This window comes from Candidatus Igneacidithiobacillus taiwanensis (assembly GCF_031962545.1).
Classification (GTDB): Bacteria; Pseudomonadota; Gammaproteobacteria; order Acidithiobacillales; family Acidithiobacillaceae; genus Igneacidithiobacillus; species Igneacidithiobacillus taiwanensis.
On sequence record NZ_JAVRKK010000014.1, the window covers coordinates 15,094 to 38,299 of the forward strand.

At 57.8% G+C, this 23,206-nt stretch carries 18 protein-coding genes; 9 read left to right on the plus strand and 9 right to left on the minus strand.

Features of this window, described 5'->3' with window-relative positions; translation table 11 throughout:
* The 5 genes from clpB (at position 1) to RTI30_RS03725 (ending at position 7,204) form a co-directional block, all read left to right on the plus strand.
* Complete coding sequence (gene clpB / locus RTI30_RS03705) at positions 1-2,598, plus strand: ATP-dependent chaperone ClpB (protein WP_312262338.1); 2,598 nt, start codon at positions 1-3, stop codon at positions 2,596-2,598.
* 98 nt (positions 2,599-2,696) lie between these two features.
* The gene (gene dsbG, locus RTI30_RS03710) at positions 2,697-3,551 is read left to right on the plus strand and encodes a thiol:disulfide interchange protein DsbG (protein WP_312262339.1); all 855 of its coding nucleotides are present in this window, start codon (positions 2,697-2,699) and stop codon (positions 3,549-3,551) included.
* Complete coding sequence (gene pepN, locus RTI30_RS03715; RefSeq protein WP_312262340.1) at positions 3,542-6,130, plus strand: aminopeptidase N; 2,589 nt, start codon at positions 3,542-3,544, stop codon at positions 6,128-6,130. Before dsbG ends, pepN begins: the two co-directional genes overlap by 10 nt.
* 20 nt (positions 6,131-6,150) lie before the next feature.
* Positions 6,151-6,462, plus strand: coding sequence for a hypothetical protein (locus tag RTI30_RS03720; protein ID WP_312262341.1), 312 nt, complete (start codon positions 6,151-6,153; stop codon positions 6,460-6,462).
* 385 nt (positions 6,463-6,847) lie between these two features.
* Positions 6,848-7,204, plus strand: a complete 357-nt coding sequence (locus tag RTI30_RS03725; protein WP_312262342.1) for a CZB domain-containing protein — start codon at positions 6,848-6,850, stop codon at positions 7,202-7,204.
* A gap of 128 nt (positions 7,205-7,332) precedes the next feature.
* On the opposite strand, the gene RTI30_RS03730 is transcribed toward RTI30_RS03725, so the two are convergent.
* From RTI30_RS03730 to RTI30_RS03770, 9 genes are all read right to left on the minus strand, one after another.
* Positions 7,333-8,793: a CHAD domain-containing protein gene (locus RTI30_RS03730; protein ID WP_312262343.1), complete on the minus strand. Its 1,461-nt coding sequence runs from the start codon at positions 8,791-8,793 to the stop codon at positions 7,333-7,335.
* Positions 8,783-9,430, minus strand: a complete 648-nt coding sequence (locus RTI30_RS03735) for a ParA family protein (RefSeq protein ID WP_312262345.1) — start codon at positions 9,428-9,430, stop codon at positions 8,783-8,785. Before RTI30_RS03735 ends, RTI30_RS03730 begins: the two co-directional genes overlap by 11 nt.
* The gene (gene ppk1, locus RTI30_RS03740; protein WP_312262347.1) at positions 9,423-11,507 is read right to left on the minus strand and encodes a polyphosphate kinase 1; all 2,085 of its coding nucleotides are present in this window, start codon (positions 11,505-11,507) and stop codon (positions 9,423-9,425) included. The genes RTI30_RS03735 and ppk1 overlap by 8 nt, the downstream gene beginning before the upstream one ends.
* Positions 11,500-12,366, minus strand: a complete 867-nt coding sequence (gene folD, locus RTI30_RS03745; protein ID WP_312262349.1) for a bifunctional methylenetetrahydrofolate dehydrogenase/methenyltetrahydrofolate cyclohydrolase FolD — start codon at positions 12,364-12,366, stop codon at positions 11,500-11,502. The genes ppk1 and folD overlap by 8 nt, the downstream gene beginning before the upstream one ends.
* A 123-nt stretch (positions 12,367-12,489) precedes the next feature.
* Positions 12,490-14,043, minus strand: a complete 1,554-nt coding sequence (gene mctP, locus RTI30_RS03750; protein WP_312262351.1) for a monocarboxylate uptake permease MctP — start codon at positions 14,041-14,043, stop codon at positions 12,490-12,492.
* A 4-nt stretch (positions 14,044-14,047) separates the two neighbouring features.
* Positions 14,048-14,290, minus strand: a complete 243-nt coding sequence (locus RTI30_RS03755) for a DUF3311 domain-containing protein (RefSeq protein ID WP_312262353.1) — start codon at positions 14,288-14,290, stop codon at positions 14,048-14,050.
* Positions 14,280-16,211 carry an acetate--CoA ligase gene (acs, locus tag RTI30_RS03760; RefSeq protein WP_312262355.1) on the minus strand — a complete coding sequence of 644 codons (1,932 nt, stop codon included), beginning with the start codon at positions 16,209-16,211 and terminating at the stop codon, positions 14,280-14,282. Before acs ends, RTI30_RS03755 begins: the two co-directional genes overlap by 11 nt.
* An 87-nt stretch (positions 16,212-16,298) precedes the next feature.
* Positions 16,299-18,803: an alpha-glucan family phosphorylase gene (glgP, locus tag RTI30_RS03765; protein ID WP_312262357.1), complete on the minus strand. Its 2,505-nt coding sequence runs from the start codon at positions 18,801-18,803 to the stop codon at positions 16,299-16,301.
* 90 nt (positions 18,804-18,893) lie between these two features.
* Complete coding sequence (locus RTI30_RS03770) at positions 18,894-20,159, minus strand: divalent metal cation transporter (RefSeq protein ID WP_312262359.1); 1,266 nt, start codon at positions 20,157-20,159, stop codon at positions 18,894-18,896.
* A gap of 170 nt (positions 20,160-20,329) precedes the next feature.
* Between RTI30_RS03770 and RTI30_RS03775 the strand changes: the two genes are divergently transcribed.
* The 4 genes from RTI30_RS03775 (at position 20,330) to RTI30_RS03790 (ending at position 23,010) form a co-directional block, all read left to right on the plus strand.
* Entirely contained in the window at positions 20,330-20,647 is a 318-nt protein-coding gene (locus RTI30_RS03775; protein ID WP_312262361.1) for a hypothetical protein, read from the plus strand.
* A gap of 158 nt (positions 20,648-20,805) precedes the next feature.
* A complete protein-coding gene (locus tag RTI30_RS03780) occupies positions 20,806-21,297 on the plus strand; it encodes a c-type cytochrome (RefSeq protein WP_312262363.1) in 492 nt (163 codons plus the stop codon).
* 46 nt (positions 21,298-21,343) lie between these two features.
* Positions 21,344-22,555 carry an MFS transporter gene (locus RTI30_RS03785; RefSeq protein ID WP_312262365.1) on the plus strand — a complete coding sequence of 404 codons (1,212 nt, stop codon included), beginning with the start codon at positions 21,344-21,346 and terminating at the stop codon, positions 22,553-22,555.
* A complete protein-coding gene (locus tag RTI30_RS03790; RefSeq protein WP_312262367.1) occupies positions 22,552-23,010 on the plus strand; it encodes a DUF3293 domain-containing protein in 459 nt (152 codons plus the stop codon). Before RTI30_RS03785 ends, RTI30_RS03790 begins: the two co-directional genes overlap by 4 nt.
* Positions 23,011-23,206: the final 196 nt, after the last annotated feature.

The following is a 23,206-nucleotide window of genomic DNA, read 5'->3' on the forward strand; positions in this document are numbered from 1 at the left end:
ATGCGCAGTGACAAACTCACCACAAAATTTCAACAGGCCCTGCAAGACGCGCAGAGCTTGGCCTTGGGCAATGATCAACAGCAGGTCGAGCCCATTCATCTTCTCATCGCCTTTTTGGACCAAGAAGGGGGTATTGCTCGCCCGGTACTGAGCAAGGCAGGCGTACGGGTGGATTCGCTACGCAATGCCCTTGGCCGTGCCCTCGCCAACCTGCCCAAGGTGGAGGGGCAACCCGGCGATGTGCAGTTTGGGCGGGATCTCGTCAATCTCCTCAACTTTGCCGACAAGCTCGCCCAAAAACGCGGCGACGGCTATATTTCGACCGAGCATTTTCTGCTTGCACTACTCGAAGATAAAGGCGAAGCAGGCCGTTTGCTCAAGGAAAATGGCGCCACCGCCAAGGATCTCGAGGCGGCGATTACGGCACTGCATGGCGGCGAAAAGATCAACGACCCCAACGCTGAAGAACAGCGTCAAGCCCTGGAAAAATACACTATCGACTACACCGAGCGCGCCGCCCAGGGCAAGCTCGACCCGGTAATTGGTCGCGACGACGAGATTCGCCGCACCATTCAAGTGCTGCTGCGGCGCAGCAAGAATAACCCCGTCCTCATCGGCGAGCCGGGGGTGGGAAAGACCGCCATCGTCGAGGGTCTGGCGCAGCGCATCGTCAACGGCGAGGTACCGGAATCCCTGCGTAACAAGCGTCTGCTCGGCCTCGACTTGGCCGCCTTGATTGCCGGCGCAAAATTTCGCGGCGAGTTCGAAGAACGCTTGAAGTCCCTCCTCAACGATCTCGCCAAGACCGAAGGGCAAGTGATCCTTTTCATTGACGAAATTCATACCTTGGTGGGGGCAGGCAAGGCAGAGGGCTCCATGGATGCCGGCAACATGCTCAAGCCGGCGCTGGCGCGGGGCGAGTTGCACTGCATTGGTGCCACTACCCTCGACGAGTATCGCCAGTATATCGAGAAAGACGCCGCCCTCGAGCGCCGTTTCCAGCGCGTTCTGGTCGACGAGCCCTCGGTGGAAGATACCATCGCCATCCTCCGCGGCCTCAAAGAGCGCTACGAAGTGCACCATGGAGTGCGCATCACCGACCCGGCCTTGGTTGCGGCAGCACAGCTTTCGCATCGCTACATCAGCGATCGCAACCTGCCCGATAAGGCCATCGACTTGGTCGACGAGGCAGCCTCGCGTATCAAAATGGAAATCGACTCCAAGCCCGAGGCCTTAGATGAACTCGAGCGGCGCTTGATTCAGCTCAACATCGAAAAAGTGGCGCTGGCAAAAGAAAAGGACGAAGCGAGTAAAAAGCGTCTGGAGACCCTGGAGCAGCAGATTACCGAGCTGAATCGTAAATACCAGGAGCTCGAGGAAATCTGGAAGGGCGAAAAACTCGCCATCGAAGGTACCTCGCAACTCCAGAAAGAGCGCGAACGCCTCTTGCTGGAACTCGAGAACGCCCGGCGCGCCGGCGATCTCAACCGCATGGCGGAGATCCAGTACGGGCAGTTGCCCGCCCTCGAGGCGCAGTTGCAGCGGGCCGAGCAGCAGGAAAGCAGCGCAGAGCGCAAGGCGCCCACCTTGTTGCGCACCGAGGTGCGGGAGGAGGAGATTGCCGAGGTCATCTCGCGCTGGACCGGTATACCCGTTGCCAAAATGCTCGAAGGCGAAAAGGAAAAGCTGCTCAAGATGGAAGAGCGCCTACAGGCACGCGTGGTAGGGCAGGAGGAAGCGGTGGCCGCCGTCAGCAACGCGATCCGTCGTTCCCGCGCTGGCCTTTCCGATCCGCGCCGACCCAACGGCTCTTTCCTCTTCTTGGGCCCCACCGGAGTCGGCAAGACCGAGTTGAGCAAGGCCCTAGCCGAATTCCTCTTCGACAGCGAAGAGCAGATGGTGCGCATCGACATGAGCGAATTCATGGAGAAGCACTCGGTGGCGCGCTTGATCGGTGCCCCGCCGGGATATGTGGGCTACGAGGAAGGTGGCTACCTTACCGAGGCGGTGCGGCGTAAGCCCTACTCTGTGGTCTTGTTGGACGAAGTCGAAAAGGCGCATCCGGAGGTTTTCAACATCCTGCTGCAGGTGCTCGACGACGGCCGCCTCACCGACGGTCAGGGACGGACGGTGGATTTCCGCAATACCGTCATCATCATGACCTCCAACCTCGGATCGGATCGGATTCACGAGTACAGCCGTAGCGGTGATGAAGACTCCCTGCGCTCTGCGGTGATGGCGGTGGTGCAGGCGCATTTCCGGCCGGAATTCCTCAACCGGATCGACGAGACGGTGATCTTCCATCCCCTCAATGCGCGGCAGTTGCGGGCCATCACCGAAATTCAGCTGCAAGGCTTGCGCGCCCGGTTGCGCGAGCGGGATATGGACTTAGTGCTCAGCGAAGCGGCCCTCGATCAGCTCGCCGAGATCGGTTTCGATCCCGTGTACGGCGCGCGTCCGCTCAAGCGTGCCATTCAGCAGCAGATCGAAAACCCCTTGGCGCAAAAGCTCTTGCGTGGTGATTTCCACCCGGGCGAGTTGCTGCATGTGGAACTCGAGGACGATCGCTTCGTGTTTCGCGCTGAACCCCTAGGCTGATTCGTGGTCCGAATCGGGGAGATGGTGTAAACTGACGCCAACGCGGCTAGTTACCACCGTCTCCCTATTTTTTCGGCTTTTTTCTCAGAGGAGTATCCATGCGCCTGAAACCTTTGGCTTTTCCCGCTACCTTGATGATCTCCGGGCTCATTCTTGGCGGCATCAGTAATCACTTTTTTCCCGCCAACACGGCGCAGGCGGAAACCCTCTCGCAGAGTAAGGTGCAGAACTTGGTAAGCTCCATCACTCACGGTAGTGCCCAGGTCGCCAAGATTTTTCCGGGGCCCGGTGGCCTTACCGCAATCGTGGTTGAGGATCAGGGCCATAAGACTTTGGCCTATGCCACTGCAGACGGTAAGTACCTGATCCTTGCGCAAGCGATTATCGACGCAGAAGGTAACAACGTCATCAAGAATGATGCCGAAACTGCAGGTCTCATTCCCAAGCCCATGTCGGCAGCGGATATTGCCCAAAAAGTCATGCAAGCAAAGACCTTTGTGCTCGGTACGGGCGGACCAGAGGTAATTGCCTTTGTCGACCCCAACTGCATCTTCTGCCACAAGTTCTACGAAGATGCCAAACCGCTCATTGCAGAAGGAAAATTGCGGGTGCGCTATGTGGTTTCGGCTTTCCTCAAGCCTTCGAGCGAGGGCAAGGCGGTGGCAATCTTGAGTGCCAGCGACCCGGCGGAGGCAATGGCCAAGAACGAGAAAGGCTTTGATGATGCTACGGAAGAGGGGGGAATCACCGCCGATAGCAACCCAAATCCTGCCGTGGTAGCGGACGTGCAGAAGAATACGGAGCTTTTGCAGGCCACCGGCGAAGTAGCCACGCCCACTCTGCTTTATTGTGGTCAGGGTGGTACGGCCAAGATCAGCCACGGTATGCCGCAGGACCTGTCGAGCTTTGTTTCTAGCATCGGCACCTTTAATTCCGAGGGCAAATGCGAGTGAGCGAAGCGAGCGTCGTCCGTCGCGAGGATTACCAAGCGCCGGGTTTTACTATCGAAACCGTCGCCTTGGAGATCTTCTTGCGTCCCCAAGGCACCGAGGTGCAAGCAAAGCTTTCTCTGCGGCGCCTCGATCCGGCCTCGCGCGATCTCTTCCTCAACGGCGAATCGTTGGAGCTACTTTCCCTCGCCGTCGATGGCAAGCCGCTGGCGGCGGAGCACTACGCCCTCGAAACCGGCGGTTTGCGATTGCGCAACCTGCCAGATCACTGCGTCGTCGAATCGCGGGTGCGCATCGAGCCCGAGGCAAACACCGCGCTCTCCGGTCTCTACTACGCCGACGGGGTGTTTCTTACCCAGTGTGAGGCCGAGGGTTTTCGGCGGATTACTTGGTTTCTGGACCGCCCGGACGTGTTGTCGCGTTTTGCCGTCACCTTACATGCCCCGCAACAAACTTGCCCGCTGCTACTCTCCAATGGCAATTGCGTAGCAACGGGCGAAGAAGACGAAGGCTGGCATTGGGCGCGCTGGGAAGATCCTTTTCCCAAGCCGTGTTACCTGTTTGCCGCGGTGGGCGGGTCTTTTCACATTGCCAAGGATACCTTCCGCACCCAGTCCGGGCGCGAAGTTGGTCTGGAAGTCTACGTTGCCGAGCGCGATCGGGACGCCTGCGAGCAAGCCCTGCGCAGTCTGCAAAAGGCCATGGCTTGGGATGAGCAGGTCTACGGTCGCGAATACGATCTCGACCGCTATCTGATCGTTGCTACGGATAGCTTCAATATGGGGGCCATGGAAAACAAGGGCCTCAATATTTTCAATTCCAAATATGTGCTGGCCAGTCCGGAAACCGCCACTGATGCCGATTACCAAGGCATCGAATCGGTAATTGCCCACGAATATTTTCATAATTGGACGGGCAACCGGGTTACCCTGCGCGACTGGTTTCAACTGAGCCTCAAGGAAGGTCTTACGGTCTTTCGCGATCAAGAGTTTTCCGCCGACTGCAATTCCCGCGGGGTACAGCGCATTGGCGATGTGCGCCGTTTGCGCAGTGCCCAGTTTGCCGAGGATGCAAGCCAGCTCGCACATCCGGTTCGCCCCGATTCCTACAAAGAAATCAACAACTTTTACACGGCGACGGTGTACGAAAAGGGTGCCGAAGTCATTCGCATGATGCATACCCTGCTCGGCCCCACCGACTTCCGGAAGGGTACCGACCTCTACTTTGCCCGCCACGACGGCCAAGCCGTATGCATCGAAGATCTCGTGCGTGCCTTGAGCGATGGCAGCGGGCAAGATCTCTCGCCGTTCTTGCGCTGGTACGCCCAAGCCGGTACCCCGCGCCTCAGCACGCATGGCGAGTACGACGCATCCAGCGGGCAATATCACCTGCGGCTACGTCAGCACACGCCGCCAACCCCCGGGCAAGAGCAAAAACAGGCCGTCCCCATTCCCGTCCGCTTGGCCTTTTTTACCCAGGATGGTAAAGCCCTCGAGGCCGACCGTGATCGCGTCATCGTCCTCGATAGCAGCGAACAGACATGGACCTTTGGCCCTTTTTCCGAACCAGTCATGCCTTCCCTGCTGCGCGGCTTTTCGGCACCGGTCATCCTCGAGCGCAGCGATGCCGAAGCGGCAGATATCTTTCTGGCCCAGCACGATGACGATCCCTTCAACCGCTGGGATAGCTTCCAGCGCTTGGCCGAGCGGGCAATGTTACAGGCCTTGGCGGAGAGCCCACTGGATTCCTCCGCCCTCGAAGAAGCGGTGGCAGCAGCTCTGACCCGGTACGAAGATGATCCTGCCTACACTGCAGAACTTCTCAGCCTCCCCTCGGAAGAGACCCTGGGGCAGCGCATGGAAGTCATCGATGTCGATGGCATTCATCGCGTTCGCGAGGAACTGCGGCGGCGCCTGGCAACGCGCTTCGCCAGCGGTTGGCAGCGCCTCTACAACGATTTGGCGGCGCCCTACCAGCGCGATGGGCGCTCCATGGGAATGCGCCGTCTGCGTCAGGTAGCGCTTAGCTACTCGCTCCTCGGCCCGCAGGCGGACGAAGCGCGTATACGTGCGGAGCAGCAGTATCGGCAGGCCGACAACATGACCGAGCGCTTGGGCGCCCTGGCTGCTCTGGCAACCGAAAATCTACTGTCCGATGCCTTGCTCGCGGATTTTTACCAGCACTGGGAGCCATACCCGCTCATCATCGACAAATGGTTTTCGCTACAGATGCTCCCGGCCGCGCCCAGCACCCTCGAGCGTGCCAAGGCCCTTTTGCAGCATCCGGCCTTCCATTGGCGGGTGCCCAACCGGGTGCGCGCCGTTCTCGGTGCCTTTGCGGTAAACCCCACGGTGTTTCATGCCGCCGACGGCTCCGGTTACGCCTTTTACGCAGAGCAATTGGCGCAGCTCGATGAGCTCAATCCGCAAACGGCGGCGCGTTTGGCCACGGTGTTCAGTCGCAGCACTCGTTACGATCAAAATCGGCAGGCCATGATGCGCAAAGCCATGCTGGCGCTGCAGGGCAGGGAAGGACTATCGCGAGATTTGGCCGAGATCCTCGAACGGTCTCTGGCCGGGTAAAAATACCAGCAACGGGAGTGATGAAGATGCAAATAGATCGGGAAGCGGCCCTGCAACGGGCCTTGGCAATGAAAGAGCACAGCTGTCTAGATGCCGCCTATGCGGCCCTCGACGGCGCCGCAAGCAAAAATGACCAGGTCAGCGAACTGGCGGGCTTTCTCTTCGACAGCAATGATTACGCAGAACTGAAAAAGATCTGCGCCGATCTGCAAGTCGACAAGGAGCAGGCGCGGGAGTGGAAAGTAACCGACGCCGAATATTGCCTTGCCCACGAAATTGCCCTGCTGGCGCGCCGCGTCGAACGCATCCGCGAGGGTCTTACCGCGGACTGAGCAAAAAGATCGCTAGAGTCAGGGATGCCACCGACGCTCAAATCAGTTTGGGCTGTTTCCCCGATTCGGTACACGGCATCCCCGCCTTCTGTGTGGGGCAATGGCCGGATTTCAGCGCCCGAGCAAAGCGCGAAGGCAGATCGAACGGAGCGCGGTGATGATCGTAAGGTCTCAAGACAGCGCCCGGTTGGGGTTGCCATCCTCTAGGTGATTCAGTACCTTACGTCCAGAGAGTTTGGTCGCCACCATAACACTCTAATGCAGTTTGTCTCAATTTATGCGTTGTACTTCAAAGGCGAAACCAAAGAGCAAAAAGCAAGCTGCAACCGAATTGCCGTGTATTGCGTAGCATTAAGGACCAATGAAGGCAAAATGGAGTCATTCCATGCAACATCTACGAGCCATTGCTACGCACGCCAACTATCTCAAACGTGTTCGTGAATGTCTCACCTCTGAGGTAGCTTGTACTTGCCACAAACCTCACACAGAATGTGATTTTGGCAAGTGGTGGTACGCCGAAGTCCTGCCGAAGAAAGACCGTTTCTCAGAAGAAGCACAGTGCCTTATTACGGAAATAGAAGAGCAGCACAAGCTATTCCATGAGGCGTCAGAAAAAGTTGCAAATCTATCAGTGCAGGAAAAACATGAAGAAGCCAAAAAATTCGAGACAGAGTTACTACGACGGTCCAACACTTTGATCCAAGCCATTTTAAAGCTGGACAAGGAATCTAGCGTTCCCTGAACACATCGTTTCCAAACACTTCGGAGCTTACTTCTGGCCCTGTCCTTGTTTGCTAACTCGTTTATTTATCTATGATCAGCATACGTTATGCTGGAGGTGATTCCTGGCGACCGATGCTTAGCTTCTCCCTAGTCCCAAGGGCGTTCGGCTTCGCGTAGGCGCTCCCAGTGTTTGCGAAAGCGGCGGATTTCGCGCTCGCGGCGCCCTTCAAGATAGCCAAGTAACACACCGGCGCTAAAGGCAAGTTCCTTGCTGATGCTGCCGGTGCTGATCAGGTGCGGCAACTGTTGCTGGGCGATTTGCGCATCGCGGATTACCCCTGCCGCGTCCAAGAGGACTGCCAGCTGCTTTTGCAACGCTTTACGATCTTTGCTCGGCCAGAGCGATTCCAAAAAGTGAAGGGTATAGCGCAGATGCTTGAGGGCAATCCGTAGGCGATGGAAGTCGGCTACCTGATCCGGGTCGGAAAAGGCAAGATGCTCATCCATGCGGCGCAGGCGTTCTTCACTGTACTCGCGCAAAGTTTCCTCGTCCTGCAGCGGATAGCGCAGCAGCTGCGCCCAAAGGGCAAGAAGCTCTGCTGCCAGGCGCGCCCGGGCGTCCACGCGCAAGTCGCGTGCTGGGCTGTGCAGTCCTGTTAGGGCTTGCTGTAGGGCTACCGGGTCCATGCCCAGTTTGGGTGCCAAGCCAAGCCAATGCTCCGCAAGAGAGTCTAAATCGCGGCGCAGGCTTTGCTCATGAAACCACACCGCAAGCCCGTTGCGCACCCCGCGCAGTCGATCCTCGGGGTCCGCACCCTTACTAAAGCGCAGTAGGGCGCGGAGGGCGCGCACTTCTTTGCGCAACTCGTGCAAGGCGCGACTGTCGTTGAGCTGCCGCTGCGCCAAGTCGCTTAGAATCCCTTGCGCCCGAAGGAGTAGGAGTCTGCCAAGCGCGGTACCAGCCCCTTCTCGACCGCGCAGTTCTGTGCTTTCCGGGGCCTGCACAACCGGCATTTTTTGTACCAATGCCAAGCCACGCGCCAGTTTGCTGGCATCATTGGGGCAAAGGGGGAGACTGGCGCAAAGCGCGCTCGCCAACTGCAGCAAATCTGCAACTTCGCCCTCCACCAATTCGAGCTCAATTTCGTGAATGGCCCGAAGCTGCCCTCCTGCACGAATCTCGCCCCAGTCGGCGGCCAGCAAAATGCGGCTGTCTTGATACGAAATCTCCCGCTCACGACGTTGAAACGCAGTTTCAATGGTCGGCACCAGGTCCAGTCCGAAAAAAGGCGTCAGACGGGCTTGTAGTTCGGGATCGCTAAAAACGCGTAGATCGGGAAGGTTGTTATACACCGGAACGTTCCATTCCGGTCGTTGATGCAGCCCCCCTAGGGCGGAACCCGCAAGTTTTACCGTGGCAACCCAGTCTTCACCCTCGCGCCGCACGCGATAGGCAATCCCCGCGGCACGTAGGGCACCATCGCGACCATCGAAATAGATGGCATGCATCTCCCGCTCGGCGAGCGTCTCGGCCTGCACCAGGGGGTGCGCAAGTACCTCCTGCCACAGCTCGGGGTGCAGTACCTCGAGTTTGATCTCACGTTCCATAGAGCTCGCCGGTTTGTACAAAGCGCAAAATGCGCGCCCATTGCGGTAGTTCCTTACGCGCTTCGGGTGCCCGAAGATCCGCCAAACCCAAGCCGCCCAGGGCTGCGCGCACGTAAACTTGGCTGTCGTGCAGGGTTGCCACCAAGGGCAGATCGAGGTCGACCAAGAACTGCGCGAGGAGGCGCTCCGCTTGGCTGCGTGCCTTGACGCGGTTAGCAATTACCCCCATGCGTACCTTGCCTTTGCGAAAGCGCTTGATTTCGTCGAGGCGTTGCAAAAATTCTCGGCTGGCATCCATATCGAAGGGGGAGGGGGCAATGGGCACCAGGAGCACTTCGACTTCGCCCAGCATATCCTCCAACCGTCCCCGTTTCAGCCCAGCGGGGGCATCAAAAATGACATAATCGCGGGCAGGATAGCCGCGAAAATCCCGTTCCGGATCATCGATCAGATCGATTTTGGGTAGGCTGGCAGGGCGCCGATTTCCCCAACTGACGCTCGAGCGTTGCGGATCGAGATCGGCAAGGAGCACCGAGCCACGCAGGGCGAGAAGGCTCGCCAGGTTGGTGGAAAGGGTGGTCTTTCCAGAACCGCCCTTGCTGTTCAAAACCAAAACTCGGCATTGGGGATTAGTCATTGCTGCCTCCGCGGGCATATTCGCCAAGCAGGGTTTGTTGCGCTCCCTGGCATTCAGTTTTTGCTCCGTGCAAGGGGCGATAGCTGCCATCTGGCTGCATCTCCCAGGCATTGCACTGATCCGCCAAGTATAAATCCAATGCCTCGCGTTGAATCCGCTTTTTGAGTTCGGGATCACGTACCGGCACGGCAACTTCTAGGCGCCGAAACAGGTTACGCCCCATCCAATCGGCGCTCGAGAGCCAGATTTCTGGGCTACCATTGCGGCCAAAATAATACACTCGACTATGTTCCAGAAAACGGCCGACTACCGATACCACCCGGATATTTTCCGAAACACCAGGAATACCCGGCCGCAGCGCACAGGCACCGCGTACGATGAGACTGATCTGCACACCAGCCTGGGAGGCTTGGTATAGATCACGAATCAAATCCAGGTCAATTAGCGCGTTGACCCGAATAATGATCCGCCCACGCGGGCCGAGGGCGGTTTCCGCCGCAATTCGTTCGCGCATGCCTGTAAACAGGGTAAAAGGGCTCTGCAATAGCTGTTTGAGCTGCGGCGCTTGACCAATACCGGTGATATGCATGAATAGGGCATTCATATCGGCGGTTATGGCAGGATCGGCGGTGAGCAAGCTGAAATCGGTGTAGATGCGGGCATTGCGCGGGTGGTAATTGCCGGTACCCAAATGTCCGTATAAGCGGATTCCCTCGTTTTCTCGACGCAAAACCAAGATCATTTTGGCATGCACTTTGTGCTTTACCACACCATAAACTACTTGCACGCCCACGCTTTCCAGTTCTTCTGCCAACCGGATGTTGTTGGCCTCATCAAAACGCGCTTTGAGCTCGATGACGGCGGTTACCTGCTTGCCGGCAACCGCGGCATCCATGAGCGCTTGTACCATGGCCGAATCGTTGGTGGTGCGGTACAAGGTCTGCTTGATACCGAGCACTTGCGGATCGGCCGCTGCCTGACGCACAAAATCGATTACTGGACTAAAGCTTTGGTACGGATGATGTAATAGAATCGGTCCCCGCTGTAGCTGGGTAAAAATCTCCTCACTGCGCAGGCAGCGATCGGGCACGCCGGGCCAGAAGGGTGGGTAGAGCAGGTCGGGGCGAGGCACCATATCGATGATGGCGGCCATTCGCGACAAGTTTACCGGGCCGCTAAGAACATAGAGATTTTCTTGTTGCAGATCAAAATGACGCAGTAGATAGTCAGAGACTTCAGCAGGGCAATTATTGGCCACTTCCAGGCGCACCGCCTCGCCAAATGGGCGTGTAGTCAACTCATCGGCAATGGCATCGAGCAGATTATCGACTTCTTCCTCGTCGACGAACAATTCGCTATTACGGGTTACGCGAAATTGGTAAAAGCCCTGTACTTTGAGACCCGGAAAGAGCAAATCCACATTTTCGTGAATGACGGAGGATAAAAAAACAAAATCCGTCGGGCCGGCAATATCCGGCGGCAATTGAATGATGCGCGGCAAAATACGTGGTGCCTGCACGATGGCAATCGGGCTGTGCCGCCCGTAGGCATCCTCCCCCTCGATGACGATGGCGAAGTTCAGCCCTTTGTTCTGCACCTTGGGGAAGGGGTGGGCTGGGTCCAGACTCAGGGGGGTGAGCAGGGGTAAGATTTCTGCGCGGAAGTAGCTTGCCACCCAACGCTTCTGCGCTGGCTTCCACTCCCGTCGCCGTAATAGCCGTATTCCTTCCGCCGCCAGCGCTGGTATCAACCGCTCATTCAAACAACGGTATTGCGCCGTGATGAGTTCATGGGCTACTACCGAGACCGCGCGCATTTCCTCCTCGGCACCAAGGCCGTCTGGGCCCAGCGGGCCAGCGCCATACTTGCGCCGTTGCATTACCCCGGCAAAACGCACTTCAAAAAATTCGTCGAGATTACTCGAAACAATGGTCAAAAACCGCAAACGCTCGAGGAGCGGAATCTGCTCATCTTCGGCCAGAGCCAGCACCCGACGATTGAATTCGAGGATGCTGAGATCGCGGTTGAAATAGAGACTGGGGTCGGTAAGTGCGGGAACCGGGGCGGCTTCAGCCATGCGTGCCCTCGCAACGCATCCGTGCGGCGAGCAGGGTGTTTTGCAGCAGCGTCGCCACCGTCATCGGACCCACACCCCCGGGTACCGGGGTAATCCATGCCGCGCGCTGTGCCGCGACCTCATACTCCACGTCACCCACCAGGCTACCATCGGCGAGGCGATTGATGCCGACATCGATCACCGTCGCACCGGGTTTGATCCATTCTCCACGCACCAGCCCCGGCTTGCCCGCCGCAGCAACCACAATGTCGGCACGGGATACATGGCTGGCCAACTCGGCGGTAAAGCGATGACAGACGGTAACCGTGGCGCCAGCGAGGAGGAGCTCCAGCGCCATGGGCCGCCCAACGATATTCGAGGCACCCACGATGACCGCTTCCTGCCCCTTGATTGGAATGCGATATTCTTGCAGCAAGGTGATGATTCCAGCCGGTGTGCAGGAACGTAGCACGGGAACGCGCAGGGCGAGACGACCAACGTTGTAGGGATGAAAACCATCCACATCCTTGGTGACGGCAATTGCTTCGATGATGGTCTCGGCATCGAACTGCGCCGGTAGCGGCAACTGCACCAGAATGCCATCGATCTCGTCGTTGGCATTGCAGCGCGCAATTTCTGCCAGTAGCTGTTCTGGGCTGGCATCGGCTGCCAAGGGTAAGCTATGGGAAACGATGCCCACTTGTGCGCAGGCGTTTTTCTTGTGCTGTACGTAAATCTGTGAGGCCGGGTCCGAGCCCACAAGCACGACCGCGAGGCCCGGTGCCCGTCCATGCCGTGCCTGAAAAGCCTCCACCCCGGCGCGGGTCTCTAGCCGCAGGCGCTGCGCCACCGCCTTGCCGTCAATACATCCCGCCGTCATTTTCCGCCCTCTACGGCTTGCAGAGGGTTTGAGACGGGGCAACGAATTGGGGAATGCATGGGGGCCTTCTATAGTAAAAGAGTGAACGGATGGCACCGATTGTTCGGGTGCGTCCGATCCTTGTCAAGCATCCTGGCGCAGCTCCTCATAGGCTGCAGCATCGGTATGATCGACCGTCGAGTGCCAACGCAGGGAGCGCAACAGCAGCGTGCCAGCGAGGGCGAGGAGCACATTCAAAAGCAGTGCATAGAGCCCGATATACCCAGGAATCGTCCAGCCCGCCAAGTGCAGTGCGTACGAGGATTTTTGAAAACTGGTGAGCGACGCCGCCCAAATCGCCCAGGCCAATGCCAGCGCCCAGGCGAGAAGGAGGGCTCGGGGATCGAACCAGCGGGTATAAATACCGCTAACGATCGCTGGTAGCGTTTGCAGGATGAGAATACCGCCCAGCAATTGCAGTTGGATGGCAAACTGCGTCGGCAGCAGCAAAATAAACAGCAAGGCACCAAACTTGACCACTAAAGATACCAGCTTGGCGACCTGGGTTTCTTGCCCGGCGCTGCAATTTGGGCGCCAGTAGGCGCGGTAGATACTGCGGGTAAAGAGGTTGGCGGCAGCAATGGACATGATCGCTGCCGGGACCAGAGCGCCAATGGCCACCGCAGCAAAGCCAATACCTACAAAGTAGCCAGGAAAGTACTGGAGCAAGAGCCCCGGCATGGCAAACTGTGGGCCGTAGGCATGAAAGTAGGGGGCAAGGCTCGGATTGCTCGGTAACTTGGCCGCATACGCCATGTAGCCCAGCAGGGCGATCAAACCAAGCACAAACGAATACGCCGGCAGAAAGATCCAGTTACGGCGCAAGGTCTTCGGGCCGCTTGCCGACAACACCGCCGTGGTGGCATGCGGGTAGAGCATCAGCGCCATGGCCGAGCCTAGGGCCAAAGTGATATAGAAGGATTGCAGCCCCAAGTCGTTCCCATGCACCGGCGGCAGATAGAGCAGGTGCTTGGGGATGGCCGCAAAGATCTTGGCGAAGCCACCCAACTGCAGGGGCACCACGATTACCAGGGCGAGCACTGTGATATACACCAAAACATCCTTGACTATGGCGATGGCCGCTGGTGCACGCAAGCCGCTGGTATAGGTGAAGGCCGCGAGCACGACAAAGGCAACGATCAAGGGCAATTCGCCGATGATGCCATGGGTGGGAAAGCCGAGCCCAGCGATCACCACCTCAACGCCCACCAGCTGCAGGGCGATGTACGGCATGGTCGCCACAATGCCGGTCAGGGCAATGGCTAGCGCCAGGGCAGGGCTGCCATAGCGCGCGGCAACAAAATCGGCAGCGGTAATGAAATTGTGGTGCTTGGCAATGGACCAGAGCCGCGGCAGGATGGCAAACACCAAAGGATACACCAGCACGGTGTAGGGTAGGGCGAAAAAACCCAATGCCCCCGCACCAAAGACCAGCGCCGGCACGGCGACAAAGGTATAGGCAGTATAGAGATCACCGCCAATGAGAAACCAGGTAATCCAGGCCCCAAAGCGTCGGCCGCCCAAACCCCACTCGTGTAAATGGCCAAGATCGCCGCGCTGCCAGCGAGCGGAGAGAAAACCGAGAAAGGCAATCAGGAAAAATAGTCCAATAAAGACGACAATAGCGCTCAGGTGCATGAAGTCAGCGCCCTTTTTCTACGCGTCGATAGGCGAGATACAGAAAAAAGCCCGAGAGCGGCACCCAAAGAATCTGCCACCAGTAAAAAAAGGGGATACCGAAAAGCTGCGGATCGGCGCGGTTATAGAGTGGCAGCAGCAGTACGGCCAGGCAGGGGATAGCTAGGTAGATGAGCCCCGGCAGGCCGAGGCGGTGGCGAACACCTGCAGAGCGCCCTGTTGCCGGGTGTTGCGAGTCAATCTTCAAGGGTACTGGTATCCTGATCGATTTCCTCGCCGCGGGCCCGGGCACGCAGCAGTCGCCGCATGATTTTGCCGGATCGCGTTTTGGGCAAGCCATCCACAAAATGGATGTCATCGGGGCGGGCGATGGCGCCAATCAAATCCGTCACTTGGGCGCGTAGGGCAGCACCCAACTGATCATGGTCTTCCCCTTGGTAAGCAGCCTTGAGCACCACGAAAGCCGATACCGCCTCGCCTTTGATCTCGTGCGGCACTCCCACCACTGCCGCCTCCGCCACCGCCGCGTGGGCCACCAGGGCCGACTCGATTTCTGCTGTACCCAGGCGGTGGCCCGAAACATTCAGCACATCGTCTATGCGTCCCATCACCCAAAAATAGCCATCGCTATCGCGCCGGGCACTGTCTCCTGCCACATAGTAGCGGTTGGCGAATTTGCTCCAGTAGGTTTGCACGTAGCGCTCGGGGTTGCCCCAAACCCCACGCAGCATCCCCGGCCAGGGACGATCGATGACCAAATAGCCGCCTTGGTTCGGTTCCCGAATTTCCACGCCGGCCTCATCCACCACCGTAGCCGAAATGCCCGGTAAGGGGAGGGCGCAGGAACCGGGCTTGTTTGCCGTTACTCCCGGTAAGGGCGCGATCATGTGACCACCCGTTTCGGTTTGCCACCAGGTATCGACAATCGGCGCTCGACCGCTGCCAATCACCTCCCGATACCAAACCCAAGCCTCGGGATTGAGCGGCTCGCCAACGCTGCCAAGCAGGCGCAGGCTCCGCAAATCATGCTTCTTGACCCAGCTGTCTCCCATTTTCATGAAGGCGCGTACCGCGGTGGGGGCGGTGTACAGAATGCTGACGCCGTGGCGCTCGATCATGCTCCAGAAGCGATCGGGCTGCGGGTACATGGGCGCACCCTCGTACAAAAATACGGTCGCGCCGTTGGCAAGCGGGCCATAGACCACATAGCTATGCCCGGTAATCCAGCCGATATCGGCAGTGCACCAATACACGTCATCGGGCTGGATATCGAAAGACCACAAGCTGGTGAGCTTGCTCCATAACAGATAACCGGCGGAGCTGTGTAGGATGCCTTTGGGCTTGCCGGTACTCCCCGAAGTGTAGAGGATGAAGAGCGGATGCTCGGCCGCAAATGCCGGTGCAGCACAGTGGCACGACTGATCCTGCACGGCGTCGTGCCACCAGATATCCCTGCCGTCTTCCATGTCGGCATCGGTATTGCCGCGGCGCAAGACAATGACCCGTTGCACCGTTTGCTCGTGCAGACGCGTCAGCGCCTGATCCGCATGACGCTTGAGAGGAATGAGTTTGCCGGCGCGGACGGCGCTATCCGCCGTGACAAGGATCTTGGCGCCGGTATCCTCGAGGCGATCCTTGAGGGCCTCTGCCGAAAATCCGGCAAAGACCACGGAGTGGATGGCACCAATGCGCGCACAGGCAAGCATTGCCACCACCGCCTCGATGACCATGGGCAGATACAGCACGACACGATCACCAGCCGCAATACCCTGTGCCAGCAGGGTATTGGCAAAGCGACCGACTTCGCGATGCAGCTGCGCATAGGTAAGGGTCCGCACGCTACCGTCTTCTCCCTCCCAAATCAGGGCAGCCTTGTGTTTCTGCGCACCCTGCAGGTGGCGGTCGATGCAATTCGCACAGACATTGAGCGTGCCGTCGGCAAACCAACGGTAAAAGGGCGCCTCGCGGGCGTCGAGAACTTCACTAAAAGGCTGATCCCAAGCGAGATGTTGTCGGGCCAAATCTCCCCAAAACTTTTCCGGATCTTTTTCGGCCAGGGCCTGCAGACGCCGATATTCGCTGGCGTCGATGTTGGCGTGGGCAGCAAAGGCCTCGGGTACGGGAAAACTCCGCTCCTCACTTAGGTGGGAATCGATGGATGAAGTCATGGTGTCTTCGTCGTCTATGATCAAGTTTGCCGTCGATGGTACGGCGACGATCTACGCTTGGCAATGCGGCGCATTCCGACCGCGGCTCTAGCGATACCAGAGGATGGCCGGATTTTCGAGAGGCACGCGGCAGAGCGGATGGTGCGGCACGATGCGCGGGGTGTAGTCGGATACCGGCCGCGCCTTGGGCACTACGCAACGGTAGGTGAAGCCATTGACGGCGCCTTCCAGCGCTTCGGCCCGCTCCATGACGTGCAATTCGGGGCCATTAGCCCCCAATCCATTGGCAAACAGTTCCACGCGAACCCAATCCGGCGGGATATCATCCAAATACACATGCATGTGAAACTGCCAAGTCGCGTCGCCAGCTTCGCTGTACAATTCGCCAAAGCGTAATCCATGCCAATGGCTGTGCAAATGATTCTGCCAGGCACAAATGTCTTCCGCCCGCTCGGGCGTGCTGCGCTGCCGTAGCAGTTCCGCCGCCGGCAGGTAGAGCTTTTGCACGTACTCCTGCAGCATGCGCTGACTGCTGAATTGCGGCGTGAGTTCGGTCATGCTGGCACGGATCTTCGCCACCCAAGCGCAGGGGCAGCCGTTCTCGTCGCGCCCATGGTAAAAGAGGGGCGCAATCTCCTGCTCGATGCAGCGATAGAGATCCTCAGCCTCTTTCCGATCCCAATCCGGATCTGCAGGGTGCTCCTGGCGGTCGCCCAAGGCCCAACCAAATTCCGGACGATAGGCCTCGGCCCACCAGCCGTCCAACTCCGAAAAGTTCAGCCCACCGTTGACCAGCACCTTCATGCCGCTGGTGCCGCTGGCCTCCCACGGACGACGGGGTGTGTTCAGCCAGACATCAACCCCCTGTACCAACTGTTCGGCCACCAAGAGGTCATAATCAGCAATGAATACCACCTTGTGGAAGACGTCTGGATGCTGGCGAAGAAACTGTGTCCACTCCTGGATCATTGCCTTGCCGTCGCCATCCCGCGGATGCGCCTTGCCGGCCAAAAGCAACTGCACCGGATGACGCGGATCGGACAGGATTTGGTAGAGGCGCTCGGGATCCTGGAGCAAGAGATTGGGGCGCTTGTAGGCGGTAAAACGCCGCGCAAAACCGATGGTCAGGGTGTTGGGATCGAGCACCAGAGCGGCAGCGTCGATTTCCTCCTGGGGGCGGTGCGCCATGGCAAGCTGGCGTTGCAACTGTTGCCGGGCAAAGTCGATGAGACGCTGACGCGATTGGGCACGTAGCTGCCATAACTCCGTATCGCTAACCTGCGCAAACTCTGCTGCCAGCGATTCTGCGGTGCCCAGCCAGCGGCTATCGCCACAATAGCGCGTCCATAGTGCATCCGCTGCAGCGCTATCCCAAGAGGGAACATGCACGCCATTCGTGATTGCCGATACCGGCACCTCATCCGTCGGCCATCGCGGAAACAACGCCTGAAAGAGTTGTCGGCTGACTTCGCCATGTAGTTGGCTCACGCCGTTGATCAGAATACTGCCACGAATCGCCAACCAAGCCATGTTGAAAGGCTCGTTGGCGTCATCTGGCTGCGCACGCCCGAGCGCCAGAATTTGTTCCGGGGTAACGCCAAAATGCTGCTGTACGTCGGTTAGATAGCGGGCCACCAAATCGGGGGCAAAGCGGTCGAAACCTGCTGCCACCGGCGTGTGCGTGGTAAAGACATTGCCCGCTCGCGTTGCATTCAGGGCGCAGGCAAAAGTGCTCCCGAAATCGTGCATATGGCTATGAATACGGGCAAGAATGGCGAAGGCGGCATGTCCCTCGTTGAGATGGCAAATATCGACGGTCATACCCAATTGCCGCAGCAATTGCCAACCGCCAACACCCAAACAGATTTCTTGCTGCAAGCGCATCTCTGGTCCGCCCCCGTAGAGCTCGGCGGTGATGCCACGATCGGCAGGACTATTGAGCGGGTCGTTACTATCCAGCAAATAGAGGGTGACCCGTCCAACCTTGGCCTGCCAAGCGCGCAAAATTACCGAACGTCCGGGGAAGGGGAGCTGCAAACGCAGCCACTGCCCATCGGCGTCGCGAACCGGCTCGATCGGCAGCTGCGTTGGATCGTTGTAGGGATATAACTCTACTTGCCGCCCACAACCGTCAATGCTTTGGCGAAAATATCCCTGCTGCCAGAGGATGCCGACTCCCACCATGGGCACACCCAGGTCCGTAGCGGTCTTGAGGACGTCTCCGGCCAGAATGCCCAAGCCCCCGGAATAGATTGGCAGCGCTTCGGAGAGCCCAAATTCCATGCTGAAATAGGCCACCCGGCGCAGCGGTGCCTGTGGAAACGTCTTGGCAAACCACTGCGGCTCGCGCCATTGCTGCCGGCGTCGCTGCAGATCTTGCTGCAAGAGCGACAAGAACTCTGCATCAGCGGCGCGCTCCTCCAGGCGACTAGCCGCGATATTTTGTAATAATAACCAAGGGTTGCGGGTTTGCTGCCAGAGTTTGGCGTCCAAGCGCTCCCAGAGTGGATCGCTGCGATGGCTGCTCGACCAGCGCAAATCCAGCGCCAGTTCAATCAGGCCCTCCAAGGCCTCTGGAACTTGCGGCAACATGTAAGACGCTCGACCGTTCATAACCGCACCCCCGCGATTTTCCGATGCCCAAAGTGTAGAACATCTCGCGCCGCGGAGAGGTGCGTCGCATCAAGACAAGCCTGGGATGCTGGTGACCCCGCCATACACGCCCAAGCCGGCACTGACGCCCCCGAGCGCGACTACCAACCACAAGTACCAGCCGCGCAGGCGGTGTTCGATGGGCAAACTCTTGATGGACAGCGCAATCAAAAAGCCCAAAACCAGCGGCAGGAGGAGGGCATTCATCACCTCGACGGCAATATCCAAAGAAACCAGATTGGGAATAAAAACTACCGCCATGACCCCAGCTAACAACACCAAACTGTAGGTACCATAAAACCAAGGTGCCTCGCTTGGGCGGTGCTCCAGCGAATGGCGAAAACCCGTTACCTCACCCCAGCCCCAAGCGGCCGCCAGGGTAGCGACAATCGCGGCAATCATGCCCGCGCCAACAATGCCCAAGGAAAAGACGATCTGCCCCCAAACTGTGCCCAGATAGGGAGTGATCGCCTCGGAAAGCTGTTGTACGGTATTGAGCGAGGCATGAGAATTACTAGCACCGATGGTTGCCGCCGTAGCCACCAACACCGCCGCCATGATCAATTGCGTAACCACCGAGCCGATGGCCGTGTCCCAACGCGCATGGCGGTAGTCCGATGGTTGTAACCCCTTGTCCGCCACCGCCGACTGCTGATAGAAAATCATCCACGGCATAATCACAGCGCCAATATTCGCCGCTACCAACATCATGTAATCGTGATTTCCGAGGTCGATTTGCATAAGACCATGAAAAAGACCGTATAGATCTGGATGCGCCGCCCAAGCAATGGCAAAGAAAACAACCTCAAAAGAGCCCAGAATCAACGCAATGCGTTCTACCCGACGGTAGGAGCCGGTGATCACGATGATCCACAAAGCGGCAGCTCCGAGAACAACGCCCACATAGCGCGGTAGGCCAAACAATTCGCTCACCCCTGCAAGTCCGGAGAATTCCGTAAGCAGTGCTCCAGCACTTGCGATACTGAGTCCTGTTACCGACACAAAGGCCCAGCTTTTGCCGAAGCACTCGGCAATGAGCTCGCCATGCCCTTTGCCGGTAAAGATGCCTAGGCGCACCGTCAACTCCTGCACCACAAAAAGAATGGGCATGAGCACTAGTTGCAGCAGTAGAAGTCGGTATCCCCACTGCGCACCACTCTGCGCGGCGGTAATGACACTGCCAACGTCGGTGTCGGCCAGCATGACCACCAGACCGGGCCCGAGTACGGCCAAAAAGGTGCCCATCCGGCGCGGTCGTATGGGGTGCAGATTGCCTTCAACGCCAACTGATGCCATGTTTTGCGGGCTCCTGATGTACTTAGTGAATGATAACGCAAATGATTATCAAATGATCTTGCGAAGTCAATAGAGAGGATGCATAATTTTGCTTGCAGCAAGAAAGACGATGATGCTAGATTTTCCGCGGGCAATGTTAACCCCCCGCTCATTTTGAGGAGAATGTAAACATGTTGGACCTCAGCAAGATCAAGCCTGTTACCCGTTTGGTGCTTCTCGCCGGCGTAATCGCTCTGGCCAGCGCTTGTGCCAAGAAGGAAGAGAGCAGCACTGCGGCTGCTACCTCCAGCGCCACCACCACGGAATCCTCCGCGGCTGCCAGCAGTGACACCACGCCTGCCGCGACCAGCAGCAGCGCTGCTTCCGACACCGGCGCCGCGGCCAGCACCGAGTCTGCCACCAGTTCCGATACCAGCTCTGCTTCTTCGGACGACAGCGGCAGCGCTGCTGGCAGCACCGACAGCTCGAGCGGTTCTTCCTCCGACTAAGTTGTCGACCATCGAGGTGCACCGTGTGCCTCGCCAAAATGATCGGCTGGTTATTAACCGCCGGTCATTTTTGTTTTATGCTCCTCTCATTAGAACGAGTCGGGTTGAGAAAGAGTAGAACTCGAGAGAGTAACCATGTTGATGAGAAGGGAGGTTACATGATTTTTGCGAAGAGAGAGTTTCGTACTGCGGCCCAGGCGGCACTGCTTCTGGGTGTGCTTGGCTTGGCCATGGGTTGTGCGAAGAAGAGTGACAGCAACAGCGCAGCAACGGATAGCAGCAGCGCCAGTTCCGCCACGACTTCCCCCGCGGCCTTTGAACAGTCCAGCACGGCCGTGGGGCATTTTGAAAAGGTAGCCATGAGCAGCGACCAAATGGCCAAGGCCAAATCGCTTGCCGAAGCCAAGGGTTGTTTTGCTTGCCATCAGGTCGATGCCAAGGTTGTCGGTCCGGCCTTTGCATGGGTAGCGTACAAGTACCATGGCAACCCCAAGGCCGAGGCCAAGCTGGCCAACGCCATTCAGCATGGGGTAAACGGCGTGTGGGGCGGTATGCCCATGCCGGCGCAGAATGTTACCCCGGCAGAGGCCAAGGAATTGGCCGACTGGGTGTTGGCACAAAAGCCTATCGCTCCGCCCAAGGCTTCATAAGTCCCGGCTTTTTGTGGTACAAACCCCGCTTCCTGCGGGGTTTTTTATGCGTAAAATATATTGGATTGCCAGCAGTTATTATGCCGAGGGCTTACCATTCTCCCTGGTACAGCAAGTTTCGGTGCAATTTTTTACTGCAGCCGGGGCCGGCACGCCACTTATCGGGCTTCTCTCATTGCTCGGATTGCCTTGGAACCTCAAGCTCTTCTGGAGCCCGCTGATCGATCTCTTTGGCAATAAAAAACACTGGATTTTTATAATGGAATTGATCCTCGCGGGGGTCGCGGTATTACTCATCTGGCCCGCGCAAACGCACAATCTCGATCTTGCTTTCAAAATTTTCGCGCTAATGGCCGTGATGTCTGCCACGCACGATATGTCGGTAGATGGCTTTTACATTCAAACGCTTCCCGAGGCGGAGCAGGCGGGTTACTCCGGTCTTCGCGTGGCTGCCTATCGAGTCGCTATGCTGGTCGGGAATGGGGCACTAGTGATTATCGCCGGTTGGATCTCTTGGTTTGTTTGCTTTTTGCTAGCGGCGCTGATGCTTCTCGCTCTGGCCTTCTGGCATCGAGCAGTTTTACCAGAGCCACTCGTAGTTCCTGCGCATCGGCAAGAACGTTGGCAGCAGGTACGCGCTGCGCTGCAGAGCTACCTCCAGCAGCCCCACATCCTCTGGGCCCTGGCCTTCATTCTGCTGTTTCGCGCTGGCGATGCCTTCCTTTTTGCCATGGTAACGCCGTTTCTGCATAGTTTGGGTTACGGACTTGTTGCACGCGGTATTCTTACCGGCGCAGTGGGAACGATCACCGGGATTGGGGGATCTATCCTTGGCGGGTTGATTATTGCTCGCTGGAGTCTGCAACGGAGTATTTTTTCTCTAACCGTGGTGCAATCGTTTCCCATCTTGGCCTACGCCTGGCTTGCCTGGGGTAAACCCGATCTCTATGCGGTGGCTGCGGTAGCAGCCTTTGAACAGTTCGCGGGAGGATTGGGCACGGCGGTGCTCATGGTGTTCCTCATGCAGCGATGTCAAAAAGGCTACGAAGCAACCCATTTCGCCATCGGCTCGGCCTTAATGTCGCTGGCTGCCACCATTGCCGGCAGTTATAGTGGATTCTTAGTGGTAGAACTTGGTTATATGCATTTCTTTTTATTAAGTTTTGCAGCGGCTGTGCCGAGTCTCTTTCTCGCCTTTTTTCTACCGGCGGGGCTGTTTACCCAAGAGCGTGAGCGCTATGGCATATTGCCAAAATGATATATCGGCGTTTCCTGCTGCGTGGGCGAGCATCAAACCCTTTTCCGCGGCCAAAACCTCTGACCCTCGGCAAATGTTCAGATGGCAATTTGCAAAAAGCTTACTGTAACTCTCTATATATAATCAGAAAACCGTATCAGGTATGGCGCGTTGGGGGAGTCACTCGCTGGCGGGGCGCTGTGCTGGGAGCATGGAATCCCTTATCGCTGCCTTGTGGAGAGTATCGTAACCGTCGACGAGATCAACGCCTGTTGCGACGCTTGCCGGGATTGCCTCACCAAGAAATGTGGGGCGGAAACGATAGTTGGTGGGAGCGCCACTTTTGGGTACCGGATTTGTCGCTTGGGCAGGCACAGCGCCTCGCGCAGGCCCTCGACCAGATGGCATTTTTGTATCTGGATCGCCGTCGCGTTGTTCTCGTTTGTGCTAATCTCTTAAGACAACGGGGCAGGTAACGATAACAGGTGAACCATGAATCAGGATGGAGCTACGCAGTTACGAGAGGCAACGATGCAAGCGGTTATTACCGCGGGTCCTCAAGTCGTAATGGAGGGCGGTTTCAAGTTTGAAGTGCAACACCCGCATATAACTCTCTGACTTGCTGCGCCATAACTTCGGCAGGTGTCCGAAATCCCAGACATTTCCTGGGGC

Bases quoted from the DNA above. Each gene is read 5' to 3' on its own strand.
- RTI30_RS03775 (WP_312262361.1), top strand. From the start codon at position 20,330: ATGTTGGACCTCAGCAAGATCAAGCCTGTTACCCGTTTGGTGCTTCTC.
- ppk1 (WP_312262347.1), bottom strand. From the start codon at position 11,507: ATGGCTGAAGCCGCCCCGGTTCCCGCACTTACCGACCCCAGTCTCTAT.
- acs (WP_312262355.1), bottom strand. From the start codon at position 16,211: ATGACTTCATCCATCGATTCCCACCTAAGTGAGGAGCGGAGTTTTCCC.
- dsbG (WP_312262339.1), top strand. From the start codon at position 2,697: ATGCGCCTGAAACCTTTGGCTTTTCCCGCTACCTTGATGATCTCCGGG.
- RTI30_RS03725 (WP_312262342.1), top strand. From the start codon at position 6,848: ATGCAACATCTACGAGCCATTGCTACGCACGCCAACTATCTCAAACGT.
- RTI30_RS03780 (WP_312262363.1), top strand. From the start codon at position 20,806: ATGATTTTTGCGAAGAGAGAGTTTCGTACTGCGGCCCAGGCGGCACTG.
- glgP (WP_312262357.1), bottom strand. From the start codon at position 18,803: ATGTTGCCGCAAGTTCCAGAGGCCTTGGAGGGCCTGATTGAACTGGCG.
- pepN (WP_312262340.1), top strand. From the start codon at position 3,542: ATGCGAGTGAGCGAAGCGAGCGTCGTCCGTCGCGAGGATTACCAAGCG.
- RTI30_RS03735 (WP_312262345.1), bottom strand. From the start codon at position 9,430: ATGACTAATCCCCAATGCCGAGTTTTGGTTTTGAACAGCAAGGGCGGT.
- mctP (WP_312262351.1), bottom strand. From the start codon at position 14,043: ATGCACCTGAGCGCTATTGTCGTCTTTATTGGACTATTTTTCCTGATT.
- RTI30_RS03790 (WP_312262367.1), top strand. From the start codon at position 22,552: ATGATATATCGGCGTTTCCTGCTGCGTGGGCGAGCATCAAACCCTTTT.
- RTI30_RS03770 (WP_312262359.1), bottom strand. From the start codon at position 20,159: ATGGCATCAGTTGGCGTTGAAGGCAATCTGCACCCCATACGACCGCGC.
- RTI30_RS03730 (WP_312262343.1), bottom strand. From the start codon at position 8,793: ATGGAACGTGAGATCAAACTCGAGGTACTGCACCCCGAGCTGTGGCAG.
- folD (WP_312262349.1), bottom strand. From the start codon at position 12,366: ATGACGGCGGGATGTATTGACGGCAAGGCGGTGGCGCAGCGCCTGCGG.
- clpB (WP_312262338.1), top strand. From the start codon at position 1: ATGCGCAGTGACAAACTCACCACAAAATTTCAACAGGCCCTGCAAGAC.
- RTI30_RS03785 (WP_312262365.1), top strand. From the start codon at position 21,344: ATGCGTAAAATATATTGGATTGCCAGCAGTTATTATGCCGAGGGCTTA.
- RTI30_RS03720 (WP_312262341.1), top strand. From the start codon at position 6,151: ATGAAGATGCAAATAGATCGGGAAGCGGCCCTGCAACGGGCCTTGGCA.